Origin of the sequence: Streptomyces vulcanius (assembly GCF_042653945.1) — a bacterium.
GTDB classification, from domain to species: domain Bacteria; phylum Actinomycetota; class Actinomycetes; order Streptomycetales; family Streptomycetaceae; genus Streptomyces; species Streptomyces mangrovi.
This window is the reverse complement of the sequence record NZ_JBHSFK010000028.1, coordinates 44298-58953: the sequence shown is the minus strand read 5'-3', so window position 1 is coordinate 58953 and position 14656 is coordinate 44298. Positions and strand designations below refer to the sequence as shown.

The 14656-nt window shown below is 72.1% G+C and carries 16 protein-coding genes and 1 pseudogene; 6 read left to right on the top strand and 11 right to left on the bottom strand.

Annotation, left to right across the window (positions count from 1 at the left end; translation table 11 throughout):
- Positions 1-4: 4 nt before the first annotated feature.
- The 3 genes from ACFPIH_RS35280 to ACFPIH_RS35270 all read right to left on the bottom strand — a co-directional run bounded on the left by ACFPIH_RS35280 (position 5) and on the right by ACFPIH_RS35270 (position 2731).
- Positions 5-955, bottom strand: a complete 951-nt coding sequence (locus ACFPIH_RS35280; RefSeq protein ID WP_381181687.1) for a DMT family transporter — start codon at positions 953-955, stop codon at positions 5-7.
- A gap of 153 nt (positions 956-1108) precedes the next feature.
- Complete coding sequence (locus ACFPIH_RS35275; RefSeq protein WP_381181689.1) at positions 1109-2128, bottom strand: EamA family transporter; 1020 nt, start codon at positions 2126-2128, stop codon at positions 1109-1111.
- A gap of 78 nt (positions 2129-2206) precedes the next feature.
- Positions 2207-2731: a Clp protease N-terminal domain-containing protein gene (locus ACFPIH_RS35270; protein WP_381181691.1), complete on the bottom strand. Its 525-nt coding sequence runs from the start codon at positions 2729-2731 to the stop codon at positions 2207-2209.
- A gap of 252 nt (positions 2732-2983) precedes the next feature.
- On the opposite strand from ACFPIH_RS35270, the gene ACFPIH_RS35265 reads away from it, so the two are divergent.
- Positions 2984-3412 (top strand): type II toxin-antitoxin system Rv0910 family toxin, encoded by a 429-nt coding sequence (locus ACFPIH_RS35265; RefSeq protein WP_381181693.1) that lies wholly within the window; start codon positions 2984-2986, stop codon positions 3410-3412.
- 69 nt (positions 3413-3481) lie between these two features.
- Here the strand turns inward: ACFPIH_RS35265 and ACFPIH_RS35260 are convergent, their stop codons facing one another.
- Positions 3482-4138, bottom strand: a complete 657-nt coding sequence (locus ACFPIH_RS35260; RefSeq protein ID WP_381181695.1) for a PadR family transcriptional regulator — start codon at positions 4136-4138, stop codon at positions 3482-3484.
- A gap of 280 nt (positions 4139-4418) precedes the next feature.
- Between ACFPIH_RS35260 and ACFPIH_RS35255 the strand changes: the two genes are divergently transcribed.
- On the top strand, positions 4419-5027 hold the full coding sequence (locus ACFPIH_RS35255) for a DinB family protein (protein ID WP_381181697.1): 609 nt from the start codon (positions 4419-4421) through the stop codon (positions 5025-5027).
- Here the strand turns inward: ACFPIH_RS35255 and ACFPIH_RS35250 are convergent.
- The 4 genes from ACFPIH_RS35250 to ACFPIH_RS35235 all read right to left on the bottom strand — a co-directional run bounded on the left by ACFPIH_RS35250 (position 5008) and on the right by ACFPIH_RS35235 (position 7694).
- The gene (locus ACFPIH_RS35250) at positions 5008-5844 is read right to left on the bottom strand and encodes a class II glutamine amidotransferase (protein WP_381181785.1); all 837 of its coding nucleotides are present in this window, start codon (positions 5842-5844) and stop codon (positions 5008-5010) included. The genes ACFPIH_RS35255 and ACFPIH_RS35250 overlap by 20 nt on opposite strands.
- Before the next feature lie 157 nt (positions 5845-6001).
- Positions 6002-6430, bottom strand: a complete 429-nt coding sequence (locus ACFPIH_RS35245; RefSeq protein WP_381181699.1) for a DUF7144 family membrane protein — start codon at positions 6428-6430, stop codon at positions 6002-6004.
- Between the two features lie 55 nt (positions 6431-6485).
- Positions 6486-6938: an SHOCT domain-containing protein gene (locus ACFPIH_RS35240; protein WP_381181701.1), complete on the bottom strand. Its 453-nt coding sequence runs from the start codon at positions 6936-6938 to the stop codon at positions 6486-6488.
- A gap of 126 nt (positions 6939-7064) precedes the next feature.
- On the bottom strand, positions 7065-7694 hold the full coding sequence (locus tag ACFPIH_RS35235; protein ID WP_381181703.1) for an HdeD family acid-resistance protein: 630 nt from the start codon (positions 7692-7694) through the stop codon (positions 7065-7067).
- A 230-nt stretch (positions 7695-7924) separates the two neighbouring features.
- Here ACFPIH_RS35235 and ACFPIH_RS35230 point away from each other — a divergent pair, with 230 nt between their 5' ends.
- A complete protein-coding gene (locus ACFPIH_RS35230) occupies positions 7925-9430 on the top strand; it encodes a DUF2252 domain-containing protein (protein ID WP_381181705.1) in 1506 nt (501 codons plus the stop codon).
- A 15-nt stretch (positions 9431-9445) separates the two neighbouring features.
- Here the strand turns inward: ACFPIH_RS35230 and ACFPIH_RS35225 are convergent, their stop codons facing one another.
- The 3 genes and pseudogenes from ACFPIH_RS35225 to ACFPIH_RS35215 form a co-directional block, all read right to left on the bottom strand.
- A complete protein-coding gene (locus tag ACFPIH_RS35225) occupies positions 9446-9643 on the bottom strand; it encodes a hypothetical protein (protein WP_381181706.1) in 198 nt (65 codons plus the stop codon).
- Positions 9644-9746: 103 nt separating this feature from the next.
- Complete coding sequence (locus tag ACFPIH_RS35220) at positions 9747-10268, bottom strand: hypothetical protein (RefSeq protein ID WP_381181708.1); 522 nt, start codon at positions 10266-10268, stop codon at positions 9747-9749.
- A 10-nt stretch (positions 10269-10278) separates the two neighbouring features.
- Positions 10279-10656 (bottom strand): annotated as a pseudogene (locus ACFPIH_RS35215) (MFS transporter); the annotation flags it as partial.
- A gap of 347 nt (positions 10657-11003) precedes the next feature.
- On the opposite strand from ACFPIH_RS35215, the gene ACFPIH_RS35210 reads away from it, so the two are divergent.
- From ACFPIH_RS35210 to ACFPIH_RS35200, 3 genes are read left to right on the top strand one after another with little or no spacing between them, the layout of a single operon-like run.
- Complete coding sequence (locus tag ACFPIH_RS35210) at positions 11004-13277, top strand: ATP-binding protein (protein ID WP_381181709.1); 2274 nt, start codon at positions 11004-11006, stop codon at positions 13275-13277.
- A gap of 45 nt (positions 13278-13322) precedes the next feature.
- The gene (locus tag ACFPIH_RS35205; protein ID WP_381181711.1) at positions 13323-13517 is read left to right on the top strand and encodes a ferredoxin; all 195 of its coding nucleotides are present in this window, start codon (positions 13323-13325) and stop codon (positions 13515-13517) included.
- Positions 13514-14635 carry an NAD(P)/FAD-dependent oxidoreductase gene (locus ACFPIH_RS35200; protein WP_381181713.1) on the top strand — a complete coding sequence of 374 codons (1122 nt, stop codon included), beginning with the start codon at positions 13514-13516 and terminating at the stop codon, positions 14633-14635. The genes ACFPIH_RS35205 and ACFPIH_RS35200 overlap by 4 nt, the downstream gene beginning before the upstream one ends.
- Positions 14636-14656 lie beyond the last annotated feature (21 nt).

The window sequence follows — 14656 nt, the reverse complement described above, 5'->3', positions numbered from 1 at the left end:
CCCGTCAGCCGGACACCGTCGCGCCCCTCGATTCCGCGAGGGCCAGACCGGTGACCGAGCCCAGCATCAGCAGGGTGCCGGCCAGGGTCGCCGCTGTGAGGGGCTCGCCCAGCAGGGCCACGGCCAGGACCGCCGCGCTCACCGGCTCGAGGAGCATGATCACGGACACGGTGGCGGAGCGTACGACGGCCGCGCCCGCGAAGTAGAGGGCGTAGGCCAGGGCCGTGGGCACCGCCGCGATGTAGCCGAGGAGCGCGAGCACAAGGCCGGGGTCCGTGCTGTGCGGCACGATCCCCTCGGCCAGCGCGAACGGCAGCAGGCACAGGGCGGTCACCGCGAACGCCCCCACGGTGGTCGCGGAGGCGTCCGCGCCGCCGTCGCGGCCCCAGCGCCGGGTGACCAGGGTCGTCGCGCTGTACCCGGCGGCGGACAGCAGCGCGATCAGCACCCCGGCGGGGCGGACGGCCGTACCGTCGCCGCCGAGGACCAGCACCGCGAGCCCGGCGAGCGCCCCGCCGACCGCGAGCGTTCCCCCGCCGCCGAGCCGCTCCCCGAGGAACAGCCGGGCGCCGAGCGCGATGAGCACGGGCCCCGCGCCGAGCGTGACGACCGTGGCCACGGCGAGTCCGGTGGCGGAGACGGCGGCGAAGTAGGCCGTCTGGAAGACGGTGAGCCCGAGGCCGGTGACGACCGTGCGGAACACCCGGCGGCGGAGCGGCTCGCGGGACGGGGTGAGCGACCGGGGGCCCGGTCGCAGGAAGCGGGCCACGAGCAGCAGCACCAGCCCGGCGGCGCAGCGCCAGAAGGACAGGGCCACGGCGCCGAGGTCACTGGTCCGGTAGACCAGGGAGGCGGCGGCACCCGCCGTACCCCAGGCGACGCCGGCAACGATCAGATAGAGAAGACCCCGGCCGACGGACAGCCGGGAAACAGAACGGGAAACAGAGACAGACACGCGTTCTCTCCGCAGGGAAGCTGAAGTGAGGACTTCGTCTGCGGGCAGCACCGTTCGGCCCGGCGGTGAACGCCCGGGCGTGATTCTCCGGAGGGCCCGCCTCAGGCGGCGGGAGGCGGAAGAACGAGTGCGTCGGACGGCATGCCGGGCATACTAGGCGGCGGTCTCGCGGGCGGCCAAATCCCTGTCCGGGCCGTCGTCGGCCATCGGCACGGAGCCTGCCGCCACCGGCTCCGCGGAGCCCCTGGCGGGCGTGGTCGACTGGGCGATGAACGCGCCGAGCAGCACCACCGCACCACCCACGAGCTGCGGCGCGGAGAGGTGCTCGCCGAGCAGGACCCAGGCCAGGACGGTCGCGACGACCGCTTCGAGGCAGGCCACGACCCCCGCGACCGGCGGGGAGAGCCGACGCACCGAGACCACGCCGGTGACGTAGGCGACGACCGTGGCGATCAGCACGATCCAGCCGAGCAGCAGCCAGGCCGGGACCGCGGTGCCGTTCAGGTCGGCGGAGTGCGCGAGCACCGACCAGTCGAGGCCCCAGGGGCGGGCGACGACGCTCAGCACGAGGGCGCCGACGAGCAGGCCGTAGGCGATGACGCCGAGCGGGTCGGGAGCGTCGTCGCCGGAGTCGCCGCCCTGGGCGGACAGGACGAAGTAGCCGACCTGGCAGCAGGCGGCGGCCAGCGCGAAGACCAGTCCGAGGGCGTCGAAGCGCAGCCCCGACCAGACCTCGACGACACAGGCGAGGCCGCCCACGGCCAGGACCACACCGAGCGCCGCCGCGCGGGTCACCGGCCGGCGCTGCACGAACCGCACCCAGCCGAGCACCAGGGCGGGCGCGAGGTACTCCAGGAGCAGCGCGACGGCGACGGGCATCCGGGAGATCGACGCGAAGTAGAAGGCCTGGACGCCGGCCACCGCGAGCAGCCCGAACCCGACGAGCAGCACGGGGCGGCTGCGCAGCAGCGCGCGGTGGCGCACGGCGAGTGGGAGCATCACCAGCGCCGCGAAGGTCACCCTGAGCCACACCACGTGCAGCGGGTCGAGGCCGGCTTCGATGAGCGGCTTGGCCGCGACCCCGGATCCGCCGAAGGCGACGGCCGACCCGACCGCCAGACCGAGCCCGATGCCCTTGCCGCGGTTTCCCTGACTGCTCACAGACGTCTGCACCGGCCCATGATGACAGGCGACGACAGGACCGTCATCCGGGTTGACACCTGTCTCGACAGCCGGACACCGGCCCGCCGCCTACTCCTCCAGGTTCTTCTCGATTCTGGCGCGCACGTCGTGGGCGTCGAGACCGGCGTGCGCGAGGACCTCGACGGCGCGCGCCCCGGATTCCGCGACGATCTCCATGAGCAGGTCGAGACCGCCGGCCGGGGCGCCGTCCCGGCGGCCGGCCCGGGCGCACGCGTTCTCCAGCGCGGCGGCGGCGAGCGGCGACAGCCCCTCGACGGCCGTCACGACGGGCAGCGCCCCGGAGTCCTCGACACCGCTCTGCCAGCGCAGGCCGTAGCCGATGCTGCGCTGGACGAGATAGCCGAGCAGCCGGGCGAGCCGGGGATCGCCGTCGAACACGGCGCGGGCCCGGGGGGCGTGCTCCAGGAGGGAGTGCAGGAGGTGGGCGGTGTCGATCTGCCGGTCGCCGTCCCGTAAGGCGCGGCGGCGGGCAGCGGCCACCGCCGCCGCGGACTCGGCGTCGAGCCTGGGGTCGTCGTCCATGCCGTACGTCGCCCGGTCACGCGCCAGCTGCCGGGGAATGCGGTGTTGCACATCCCCTACCCCATCAGTCCCGGCGGCCGGGGTCATCCCCGGAGGGAAGCATTTTCGCGTCCCACGCAGAGCGGACGAGGGCGGACGAAATCTCCTCCTTGCGGATGAGATCAGATCGACCATCGTCGCAGGGGCGCGCGCCGCCTTGCCTCATACCCCTGCTGACGGTTCATCAGTATTGAATGTTGGCGGCCTTGGGGCTACTTTCCGCGACGACGCAGCCGGAGTTGCCCGAGACGAAGAGGTGGTCGCATGGCCGAAGTCAGCGCGGAGGCACGCATCCAGGCACCGGCCGAGAAGGTGTGGGCCCAGCTCACCGACTGGCCGGCGTACGGGGAGTGGAACGCCACCCACACCAACTTCCCGCAGGGCGGCCCCGGAGCCCTCGAGGTGGGCGCGACCTTCCAGGAGAACATGAAGCTGATGGGCTTCCCGGCCGAGGTCGAGTGGACGGTCGAGGAGCTGGAACCGGCCCGGCTGCTCACCATCCGCGGCAAGGGCCCGATGGCGGTGAACGTCGCCACGCGCTACACCCTCACCCCCGACGGCGACGCCACGACGGTCCGCATCGACGGCGAGTTCACGGGTGCGGCCGTGTCCCTGATGGCGGGCAAGCTGAAGGACTCGGGGACGGCGGCGCTGAACGAGTCACTGCGGAAGCTGGACGGCCTGGTGGCCTGAGCACGAGCAGCCGTACGACGGTGGGGGCGCGCCCCCACCGTCGTACGGCTGTCGCCGCGAACGCTGACGTCAGTCCTCGTCGGCGAGGATCAGGTACAGCTTCTTGCGGGCCTCGTTGATGACGGTGAGCGCCTTCTCCCGCTGCTCCTTGCTGCCGGCCTTCCAGACCTGCCCGAAGGCCTCCATCAGACCGAAGCCGGCCTGGCGGATCTCACCGAGGGCTTCCCAGTCGACCCCGCGGCCGGCCTCCTCCCAGGGGGCGTCCGGGCCCGCGTCGGCAGCCGTGCGGCCCTCTTCGGTGAGCGAGAAGAGCTTCTTGCCGCCCTCGCTCGCGCTGCTGATCAGGCCCTCGTCCTCCAGGAGCTGGAGGGTCGGGTACACCGAACCCGGGCTGGGCTTCCACGCCCCGCCGCTGCGCTCGGCGATCTCCTGGATCATCTCGTAGCCGTGCATCGGACGGTCCTTGAGCAGGGCCAGGATCGAGGCCCGCACGTCGCCGCGCCGTGCCCTCCCCCTGGGCCCGCCGCGCCCGCGTCCACCCCAGGGGCCAGGGCCGAAGCCCGGTCCGAAGCCGGGGCCGCCGTGGCCGAATCCCGGACCACCGGGCCCGCCCGGACCGAAGGGCCCGAAGGCCGCACGCCCTCCTTCGAAGCCACCGCCGAAGCCACCGCGGCCACGCCTGGGGCCGCCCTCACCATGTCCACGCTCGAATCCGTGGGTACGCATCGCAAACCACTCCTTCATTCCATCGTTGATCTGTCGCGATGCGTCAACGATATATCGGAATAGCTCGCATGACAAGAGTCAGGGTTGGCGGGGCGTTGTCCCGTCTCACTGGCGCGCGGCTGAGTGCGCTGGGGGTGCTGGACGGCTGTACCGGCTGGGACGGTGTCCACTGCGGCACTGGGCGGCGGCGACCGGACGGCACGTCGGCGGTATGCCTCGGCAGGGAGCAGTGGTGGCCGCAGATTGAGCCCGCCGACGGCGCATGACAGGCTCATGCCCCATGATCGATGATTTCGCGAAAAAGTACCTGCACAGCGATCTCCGAGAGATACGCGAGGCGGTGCTCTGGAAGCTCGACGGGCTCGGCGAGTACGACATCCGCCGCCCCCTGACCTCGACGGGCACCAACCTTCTCGGCCTGGTCAAGCACCTGTCGATTTTGGAATCCAGGTACTTCGGTGAGGTCTTCGACCGGCCGTTCCCTGAGCCTCTGCCCCGGTGGGACGATGCCGGGGAACACGGTGCCGACATGTGGGCGACCGAGCACGAGACGCGCGGCGAGGTCGTCGACCGTTACCGTCGCGCCTGGGAGCACTCGGACGCGACGATCACCGCCCTCGCCATCGACTCTCCCGGCCACGTGCCCTGGTGGCCACGCCCCGACGTGAAGCTGTTCAACATCCTGGTCCACATGCTCACCGAGACCAGCCGGCACGCCGGACACGCCGACATCCTGCGCGAACAACTCGACGCGTCGACCGGCACGACAGCCAAGTACGCAGCACCACAGCACGACGCGACCTTCTGGGAAGCCCAGTGCGCGAAGATCGAGCGAGCCGCCAAAGCAGCCGTCACAGGACAGGCGTGTGCTAGGCCGCCTGTGGGGTGAAGTGGAGCATTTCGTCGTCGCCGGGCTGTACGACGCCGTAGCTGCTCTCCGGGACCGCGTTCCAGGCGCCGGGCAGGTCGCCCAGGGGCTCGGAGACGATGAGGCGGGTCTCGTCGGAGACCCCGCGCAGGAAGGCGAGGTCCGGGTGGAGCTGGCGCAGCGTGTCGACCCGGGTGCTGTAGAAGAGCGACCGGGACTCGCCCTGGCTGGAGTAGCGGAAGCCCCACAGCCGCGCTCCGTCGGTGACGGCGAGCGTCATCTGCAGCGGGAAATCGATCCCGTACGCCTGCCCGGTCCGCTCCACCATGCCGGCCATCCGCGCGACGGCGCCGGGCGGATCCTCCTCCAGGCCGAAGGTCAGGGCGAGATAGAACATCATCTCGGAGTCCGTCGAGCCCTCCATGTCCAGGAAGAGCTCCGGGTCGACGGCGAGGGCGAGGTCGCGGCGCATCCGGTGGAAGTCGGTGATCCCCCCGTTGTGCATCCACATCCAGCGGCCGTGCCGGAAGGGGTGGCAGTTGGTCTGCTGCACCGCCGTACCCGTCGAGGCACGGATATGGGCGAAGAACATCGGCGAGCGGACATGGCCGGCGATCTCCCGCAGGTTGCGGTTGCTCCAGGCCGGGCCGACGTCACGCACCACGGCGGGCGACTCGACGTCGTCCGGCCCGTACCAGCCGACGCCGAACCCGTCGCCGTTGGTCGTCTCTACGCCCATCCGCGCGTGCAGGCTCTGGTCGATCAGCGAGTGCTCCGGTCTGTAGAGGATCGTCTCGAGGAGTACGGGCGTTCCCGTGTAGGCCAGCCATCGACACATGTCCGTCTGCCTTCCTGTCACTTCTCCTGACGTCTCCTGACGTCTCCTGACGCTTCCGGCCGTCGCCGGTCGGGCGCCCGCCCGCCCCGCGCCGAGGGGCGGCGAGCGCCCGTGCCGGGCCATCACCAGGTGGGCGAGCCGCGCCACGGCCCGGCGGTCACGAGAACTCTTCGCCCCGGTCCACGCACAGCGCCCAGATGATGAACCCGGAGAAGGCGATCATCACGACCGACCAGACCGGGTAGTACGGCAGAGAGAGGAAGTTGGCGATGATGATCAGCCCGGCGATGGCCACGCCCGCGACCCGGGCCCACATCACCGACTGGAACAGGCCCAGACTGACGATCACCGCGACGACGCCCAGGGCGAGATGGACCCAGCCCCAGCCGGTGAGGTCGAACTGGAAGACGTAGTCGCGCGTCGAGACGAAGATGTCGTCCTCGGCGATCCCCATGATCCCGCGGAAGATGTCGAGCACTCCGGCGATCATGAGCGTGACGGCGGCGAAGACCGTCAGGCCCTCCGCCCAGTGCCGCTTGGTCGAGTGCGCGTGCGTTTGCGCGCGGGTGGCGTGTGACGCAGTCATCCCCATGCCTCGATTCACTCGTCGTTCGCTTCGTTCGCTTCGTTCGCTTCGTCGTTCAGTGGTGGACCGGAGGGCGGCCGCGGCCGTAGTCGCTCAGGACCAGTTGCTTGGCCCTCTCGAACTCCTCGTCGGTGATGTCGCCGCGGGCCTTGATCTCAGAGAGCTTGGCGAGCTCGTCCGCGCTGCTGGGCTTGTCGGAGGAGCCCTTCGCGGTCTCCCTGATGTAGTCGTCGACCTGCTTCTGCTGCGCCTGTGCGTGCTTCACCTCGCGCCGGCCCATGTTCTTCCCCCGCGCGACCACGTAGACGAACACGCCGAGGAAGGGCAGGACGACGCAGAACACCAGCCAGCCGGTCTTGGCCCAGCCGCTGAGGTCGTCGTCGCGGAAGATGTCGACGATGATCCGGAACAGCAGGACGAACCACATGACCCACAGGAAGAACAGCAGCATCGTCCAGAAGGCGCTCAACAGCGGATAGTCGTACGCGAGGTACGTCTCACCAGTCATCTCTTCCTCCGTGTCCCGGGCCTGCGCCCGCCCGACAGCTCTTCCGTGCCGACTTCAGCGTGCCCACGGCAAACGGCGGGCGCCTCACCCGCCTCGGGTGAGACGCCCGGCGGTCGGCCGTCGCGCTCAGGGGCCCGGGTCGTCGCCGCGCGAACCCGTCACACCCGCCCTGCGCAGCGCGGCCCGCCAGGCGAAGGCGACCGCCACCTCGACGAGGCCCAGCAGGACGAGCCACAGTCCGAGCAGCCGGGTCAGCGCCCGGGCCGACTCGGTGGGCAGGGCCAGCACCACGATTCCGGCGACGATCGCCAGGAGCCCGGCCGCGAGGACGACGCCGCGGTGGGGCAGGTCCTTGGCGGCGAGGGCCGTGTGGAGCGTGAGGATGCCGGACACCAGCCACAGCACCCCGACGATCAGTGACAGCGCGGCGATGGTCTGCAGCGGGTGGCGCAGGCACAGCACGCCGGCCAGGACGTACAGCACCGCGAGGAGCAGCCCGGTGGTCCGTTCGTGGGCCTCCCGCCCGAAGGCGGCGACGAACCGGAACGCCCCGGTCACCAGCAGGTACAGGCCGATCAGCACCGCGAGGACGTGCAGGGTCTCGTCCGGCCAGACCAGGATCAGGATGCCCGGTACGAGGGTGGCGAGGGCGGACCCGAGCAGCCAGGTCCAGGAGCGGCCGAGCGCCGACAGGACGTCGGCGGGATCACCGGCCGCTTCGGTGTGCGGTGCCGCCGGACCACGCGACTCGGCCATGGCTCCTCCTCGTCTCCACGCGCCCCAACTCTCCCCGGGGCTGCTGCGCCCCCGACGGCTCCCCGGGGCTCCTGCGCCCCAGCCTCCCGCCCGCCGCCGTCGCCCCGGGTCACCCACCGCGGGTGATCCGCGCGGGCGGCGGGAGCGATGGGGTGGAGCAGGACGGGCCCGGCACGACCGCGCCTCGGCGCTGCCCGGACGCGATCCGCCGAGGTACAGGAGGTTCAGTCATGACCACGCCGAACACACGCACGACCTCGCAGGGCGCATCCACCGCCTCGCAGGACGCACCCACCGCCTCGCCGGACGCACCCACGGCACCCCGCTCCCTCACGACATCCCAGTTCTTCGCGACCTCGCTGTCCCCGGCCGAGCGAGCGGCCCACGGCAGGCACGCGCGCAGCCACTCCCCGCGTTCCAGTCACGGCTGGTTCGATCCGGATCCGAAGCGGCCCGACCCCGTCGAGGTGATCGAGCATCAGTCGGCCACCCGGGTACAGGAGTTGGTGCCGATCCGCTACGGCCGTATGACGGAGTCCCCGTTCCGCTTCTACCGGGGCGCGGCGGCGATCATGGCGACCGACCTCGGCCCGCAGCCCCACACCGGCCTCACCGTGCAGCTCTGCGGCGACGCCCATCTGCTGAACTTCCGGATGCTGGCCTCGCCCGAACGGCATCTGATCTTCGACATCAACGACTTCGACGAGACCCACCCCGGGCCCTTCGAGTGGGACGTCAAGCGGCTGGCGGCCAGTCTGGCCATCGCCGGCCGGGCCAACGGCTTCTCGCTCAAGGAACAGAACACCCTGGTCCGCACCTGTGTGGGCGCCTACCGGGAGCGGATGCGGGCGTTCGCCGGAATGCGCAACCTGGACATCTGGTACGCCCAGGAAGACACCGACAGCCTGCGGCAGCTGATGGCCTCGTCGATGAACCGGACGGCCCGGCGGCGTACCCAGGCGGCCGCGCAGAAGGCCCGGACCCGCACCAGCATCAAGGCGTTCGAGAAGCTCACCCGGATGACGGCCGAGGGCCGGCGGATCGCCGCGGACCCGCCGCTGATCATCCCGCTGCGCGATCTGCTGACCGATCCCGCGGCGGAGTGGCAGGGGCTGGAGACGGTCTTCGCCGCCTACGCCCGCAGTCTGTCCTCCGAGCGCCGGCATCTCCTGCGCCGCTACCGGCTGGTCGACATCGCCCGGAAGGTGGTGGGCGTGGGAAGCGTCGGCACGCGCTGCTGGATCGTGCTCATGGTGGGCCGGGACGACGACGACCCGCTGCTGCTGCAGGCCAAGGAGGCCGACGAGTCGGTCCTCGCCGCCCACACCGACGCCGAGCCCTACGACAACCAGGGCCGCCGGGTGGTGTCGGGGCAGCGGCTGATCCAGACGACCAGCGACATCCTGCTGGGCTGGACCCATGTCGACCTGGGCCTCGACGGACGCGGCCGGGACTTCTACGTACGGCAGCTGTGGGACTGGAAGGGCATCGCCCGGCCGGAGACGATGGACCCCGGCATGCTGGGGCTGTTCGCACGGGTGTGCGGGGCATGTCTGGCGCGGGCCCACGCCCGTTCCGGCGACCCGATCGCCATCGCCGCGTACCTGGGCGGGAGCGACAGCTTCGACCGGGCGCTCGCCGGGTTCGCGCAGGACTACGCCGACCGCAACGAGCGGGACTTCGACGCGCTGGGCGACGCGATCCGCATCGGGCGGGTGCAGGCCGAGAGCGCCTGACACACCCGCTCATGGTCACTCGGGCAGCTGGCGCATCTCCAGGAGCCGCAGCCCGAGTGACTGGCAGCGTGCGAGCAGTCCGTAGAGATGCGCCTCGTCGATGACGGGTCCGAACAGGACGGTCTGGCCGGACATCACCACATGGTCCAGTTCGGGAAAAACCTTGGTGAGCGTCTCCGACATCTGACCGTCGACACGGATCTCGTAGCGCATGGGCTGCTCTCCCCGTCGTCTCCCTGAGATCCTGCGCCGCCGCGCGCCGCACGGCCTCACCCGGTACAGGTGATACCCCGTCCGGCGCGCAACCCGGTCCGGGTCAGTGGGTGACGAAGAGCTTGAACGAGATGATCAGCAGCCCGATCACCAGGTTCACCGCGGCGCTGACGGCCATCAGCCGCCCCGAGGCGCCCGCCCGTCGTGCGGCGGCGACCGACCAGCCCACCTGGCCCGCGACGGCGACCGTGAGCGCGAGCCAGGCCGTCCCCTCCAGGTCCAGGCCGAGCAACGGGCTGACGGCCACCGCGACGGCCGGCGGCACCGCGGCGTTGACGATCGGCCACTCCTCCCGGCACACGTGCAGGACGACCACGCGGTCCAGCCGCCGCTGCGCCAGCCGGGCGCCGAACACCTCGGCGTGCACGTGCGCGAGCCAGAACGCCACGGCGGAGAACAACAGCAGCAGCACCATCTCCAGCCGGGGGAACTCGCCCAGGCCGCCGGCGCCGGCCACCACGGAGGCGGCGAGCATGGAGCCGTAGACGCCACCGGTGAAGTCGGCACGCGCCCGGGGCTCGGGGGCGCTCTCCCGCGCGGTGAGGCGCTGTTCGCTGTGGGACATGGCCGGCTCCCTAGGCGGGTCGGGGACGCGTTCCGGCCGCGTCGGCGCGGATCCGTCCGGGGCGAGTTGCCGGCCGGCCCGGCAGATGCGGGGTGACCAGGAAACTGGCGAGGGTGATCCCTCCGGCGGCGAGGACGGCCGCCTTCAGGCCGTCCAGTTGCGCCGAGGCGTAGGAGTCCGCGAGGGCGTCGACCTCGGCCGGCGGCAGTCCGGCGTTCTCGGCCGCCGAGCGCACCTGGCCGGTGGGGACGAAGGCGATCCCCGCCTCGAGGGCGACGCCGGCCTGCTCCCGGGTCTCCTCGGACAGCCGCGGGTCATTCTCCACCTGCGCGGTGAACGCCTGGGCCAGCGCTCCGACCAGCAGCGATCCGATGAGCGCGGTGCCCAGCGTGTCGAGAACCATCAGGAACTGTGCGGTACCGAGGAGGATCAGAGCCCGCCAGCGTTTCACGTCGTCCACCTCGCCGAGTCGGCCCGGGACGCCGGTGGGCATCGGCCAGCAGCGACCGCGGCCGACCGGCCGCCACCTCCATCGCAGCTCAGGAGCCCGTCCCGTGCCTCACCCGCCACGGGCGAGCCCGCTGTCGCGCGGCCATGACCACGTACGGCGGGGCCGGCTCGGCTGCGGTCCGTCTGTTTGTTCATTGCGTCCGGTTGAGGCTTGGCCGGCCGGACGATGAGCAGGCAGTCGGTAGGTCCCTTGCCGCGACCAGCAGGTTTCCTTAGCGTTGAGCGGTGACCAGTTCGACCGCCAGAGCGGGAAACCTGCCGGCGTCCTACACGACGTTCGTCGGCAGGCGGCGGGACATCGCCGAGGTCCGCCGCCGCCTCGGCGTGACGAGACTGCTGACGCTCACCGGGGTGGGAGGGGTGGGCAAGACGCGGCTGGCGCTGGAGGTGGCGGCTGCCGGACGGAAGGGCTTCGGCGACGGGGTGTGGCTGGTGGATCTGGCCCCCGTGCAGGACCCGTCGACCGTGGCGAGCGTCGCGGCGAGCGCCCTCGGCGTACCCGATCTGTCGGCGAGGCCCGTGGTGGAACAGCTCGGGCGCCATCTGGCCGGGCGACAGTGCCTGATCGTGCTGGACAACTGCGAGCATCTGGTCGACGCGTGCGCCGCGCTGGCGGACGCGCTGCTGTCGGCCGGGCCCGACCTGCGCATCCTGGCGACGAGCCGGCAGCCGCTGGGCATCGCGGGCGAACATGTCGTCACCGTCGCGCCGCTGTCGCTTCCGGACGAGGCGGTGGAGCTGCTGCGGGACCGGGCCGCCGCGATCCAGCCCGACTTCGTCGTCACCGACGCCAACCGGGCGGCCGTCACCCGGCTCTGTGCCCGACTGGACGGGCTGCCGCTGGCCATCGAGCTGGCCGCCTCCCGGCTGCGTACGCTCACCGTCGAGCAGGTTCTGGACCGGTTGGAGGACCGGTTCGCCCTGCTCACCGGGGGCAGCAGAACCGCCCGGCCGCGTCAGCGGACCCTGCGGGCGCTGATCGACTGGAGCTACGAGCTGTGTGCTCCGGCCGAGCGGTCGCTGTGGAGCCGGCTGTCGGTGTTCGCCGGGGGCTTCGGCCTGGACGCGGCCGAGGACGTCTGCGCCGGAAACGGCATCGCGCCCGAGGACGTCCTCGACCTGCTCGACCAGTTGGTCGCCCAGTCCGTGCTCCTCATCACCGAGCGGGAGGGACAGCCGCGCTACCGGATGCTGGAGACCATCCGCCAGTACGGCCTGCAGCGGCTCGCCGAGTCCGGCGAGGAGAACACGGTAGGGGCGCTCCACCGCGACTTCTACCGCACCCTCGCCGAGCGCATCGCCGACGGCTGGTACGGCCCCGGGCAGGAGGAGGGCCTGGCCCGGCTCCGCGCCGAACACGGCAATCTCCGTGCGGCGTTGGAGCACAGCGACGCCGGGACCGCGCTGGCGCTGGTCGCGGCGCTGCGTTTCCACTGGTGCGCCGACGGATTCCTCGGTGAGGGACGGCGGTGGCTCGACCGGGCCCTGGCCGCGTCTCCCGAGCCCACCGCGGCCCGGGCCAGGGCGCTGTGGGTCGCCGCCTGGGCGGCGCTGCTCCAGGGCGACCACCCGGCTGCGGACCGGTCGCTGGCGGAGGCCGGGGAGCTGGGCGCCTGGCTGAACGACCCGGTGGTATGCGCGTACGTCCAGGGCTTCCGTGGTACGTCCGCACTGTTCCGGGGGCAGCTGGACGAGGCCGTGTCCCGGTACGAGCGGGCGGTGGCCGCGCACGAGGCCGTGGGCGACGGCCCGGGGGCCCTGATCTCGCTGTTCCAGCTCGCCATAGCGCAGGCCCACACCGCCGACCCGCGCGCGGAGCGGACCGGGCGGCACGCGGTGTCCACCGCCGAGGCGCACGGCGAGCGGTGGAGCCGTTCGTACGCGTTGTGGGCGCTGGGCCATGACGCCTGGGTGCGCGGCGACCAGGAGTCCGGCACGGCCTTGACGCGCGCAGGGCTGGAGATCCAGCGGGGCTTCAACGACTACGTCGGCGTGGCGCTGATGATGGAGCTGCTGGCCTGGATCACCGCCTCCGGTGGCGATCACGAGCGCGCGGGGCGACTGCTGGGCGCGGTCCGTTCCCTGTGGCACGACATCGGCACGACCATCTCGGTCTTCGGCCCGCATCTGGCGGAGCGGCACGAACAGTGCGAGCGGTCGGTCGTAGGGGCCCTGGGCCCGGAGGCGTACGAGAAGGCCCTCGCGGAGGGCGGCGAGCACGACCGCCCGGGCCTCGCCATCGCGTACGCGCTCGACGCCGAGCCGCCTCTCGGGCCCGGGCCCGCGCCCGCGCCGGTCCCCGGCCCGCTGACCCGCCGCGAGCGGGAGGTGGCCGCTCTGGTGGCCCAAGGGATGAGCAACCGGCGGATCGCCGCCGCGCTGGTGTTGTCGCCGCGTACGGTCGACGGTCACGTGGAACACATCCTGGCCAAGCTCGGCTTCGGCTCCCGTTCCCAGGTCGCGGCGTGGGTGGCCGTGAATCAGGTACCCACCCCGTAGTTCCACCCATAGCCCCGGGTGTGCCCCGCACCGATGGTGGTCGGCATGACGCACATCGAGGTGGACGAGAGCCGTTGCGACGGCTTCGGATTCTGCGAGCAGGCCGCACCCGACGTCTTCGGACTCGATGACGACGGTTTGGTGACCGTCCGGCTGCCCCGGATCCCGGACGAGTTGACGGACAAGGCCGAGGCGGCCACCCGAGCCTGCCCGGTGGCGGCGCTGAGGGTCGTGCGATGAGGACCGCGAGGGCCGTCGTGGTCGGCGGCTCGCTCGCCGGGGTGACCGCCGTCGACGAACTGCGGCGACAGGGCTGGGACGGCGCGATCACCCTCGTCGGCGACGAGCCGCGGGCCGCGTACGCCCGGCCGCCCCTGTCGAAGGGCGTGCTGAAAGGCACGGAGGACGCGGCCTCGGTGCTGCTGCCGGAGATCGGCGCCGACGGCGGCGTCGAGGTACGGACCGGTACCCGTGCCACGGGCCTGGACCTGGACGCCCGGCGGGTGCGGGTGGAGGGAGGCGAGGAGGTCCCGTACGACAAACTGGTGATCGCCACCGGTGCCAGGGCCCGCACCCTGGGCGGGCCCGGTGAGCGGGTGCTGCGCACGCTCGACGACGCGCTGCGCCTGCGTACGGAATTCGGCCGGGCGCGCAGCCTGCTGGTGATCGGCGGCGGCTTCCTGGGAATGGAGATCGCCTCCGCCGCGGCCGGCCTCGGTCTGGAGGTCACCGTCGTCGACCTGCGGGCGCCCTTCGTGTCGACGCTGGGGCCCTTCCTCGCCGGGCTGTTCGGCAGGGCCGCCCACGAGCGAGGCGTCCGGACGGTCGTCGCGGCCGACGGCGTGACGCCGAGGCCGTACGGCGCCGAACTGGTCGACGGCAGCCGTCTGGAGGCCGACCTTGTCGTGACCGCCGTCGGCTGCCGCGCCAACACCGAATGGCTGGAGGGATCAGGGCTGACGGTGCTGGGCGGGGTCGTCGTCGACGAGCGCTGCCGGGCGGCTGTTCCCGATGTCGTGGCTGTCGGCGACGTGGCCGCCTTCCCCACCGGAGACGGACGCTTCCGGCGCACTCCGCACTGGGACAGCGCGATCGGCCAGGCCCGGGCCGGCGTCGCCGCCCTGCTGCACGGCGACCGGGCGCAGCCGTACACGCCTCAGCCGTACTTCTGGACCGAGGCCTTCGGCCTGGCCGTCAAACTCGCCGGAGCCCTGCCCGCCGCCGGGGAGCCGACCGTGCTCAAGGGTTCGGTGGCCGAGCTGTCCGCGCTGCTGCGCTGGGACCACCCGGCCCGCCCGGTGGCCGCCGCCCTCAACCACCGCATCCCGGTCGGCCGGCTGCGTGCACTCGCCGCGTGACACCCCTCCCCGTCCCACGAT

Excerpts from the sequence above, each read along its gene's own strand:
- ACFPIH_RS35245 (WP_381181699.1), bottom strand. The coding sequence starts at position 6,430 with ATGACTGCGTCACACGCCACCCGCGCGCAAACGCACGCGCACTCGACC.
- ACFPIH_RS35265 (WP_381181693.1), top strand. The coding sequence starts at position 2,984 with ATGGCCGAAGTCAGCGCGGAGGCACGCATCCAGGCACCGGCCGAGAAG.
- ACFPIH_RS35235 (WP_381181703.1), bottom strand. The coding sequence starts at position 7,694 with ATGGCCGAGTCGCGTGGTCCGGCGGCACCGCACACCGAAGCGGCCGGT.
- ACFPIH_RS35205 (WP_381181711.1), top strand. The coding sequence starts at position 13,323 with ATGACGCACATCGAGGTGGACGAGAGCCGTTGCGACGGCTTCGGATTC.
- ACFPIH_RS35240 (WP_381181701.1), bottom strand. The coding sequence starts at position 6,938 with ATGACTGGTGAGACGTACCTCGCGTACGACTATCCGCTGTTGAGCGCC.
- ACFPIH_RS35250 (WP_381181785.1), bottom strand. The coding sequence starts at position 5,844 with ATGTGTCGATGGCTGGCCTACACGGGAACGCCCGTACTCCTCGAGACG.
- ACFPIH_RS35260 (WP_381181695.1), bottom strand. The coding sequence starts at position 4,138 with ATGCGTACCCACGGATTCGAGCGTGGACATGGTGAGGGCGGCCCCAGG.
- ACFPIH_RS35255 (WP_381181697.1), top strand. The coding sequence starts at position 4,419 with ATGATCGATGATTTCGCGAAAAAGTACCTGCACAGCGATCTCCGAGAG.
- ACFPIH_RS35225 (WP_381181706.1), bottom strand. The coding sequence starts at position 9,643 with ATGCGCTACGAGATCCGTGTCGACGGTCAGATGTCGGAGACGCTCACC.
- ACFPIH_RS35220 (WP_381181708.1), bottom strand. The coding sequence starts at position 10,268 with ATGTCCCACAGCGAACAGCGCCTCACCGCGCGGGAGAGCGCCCCCGAG.
- ACFPIH_RS35230 (WP_381181705.1), top strand. The coding sequence starts at position 7,925 with ATGACCACGCCGAACACACGCACGACCTCGCAGGGCGCATCCACCGCC.
- ACFPIH_RS35200 (WP_381181713.1), top strand. The coding sequence starts at position 13,514 with ATGAGGACCGCGAGGGCCGTCGTGGTCGGCGGCTCGCTCGCCGGGGTG.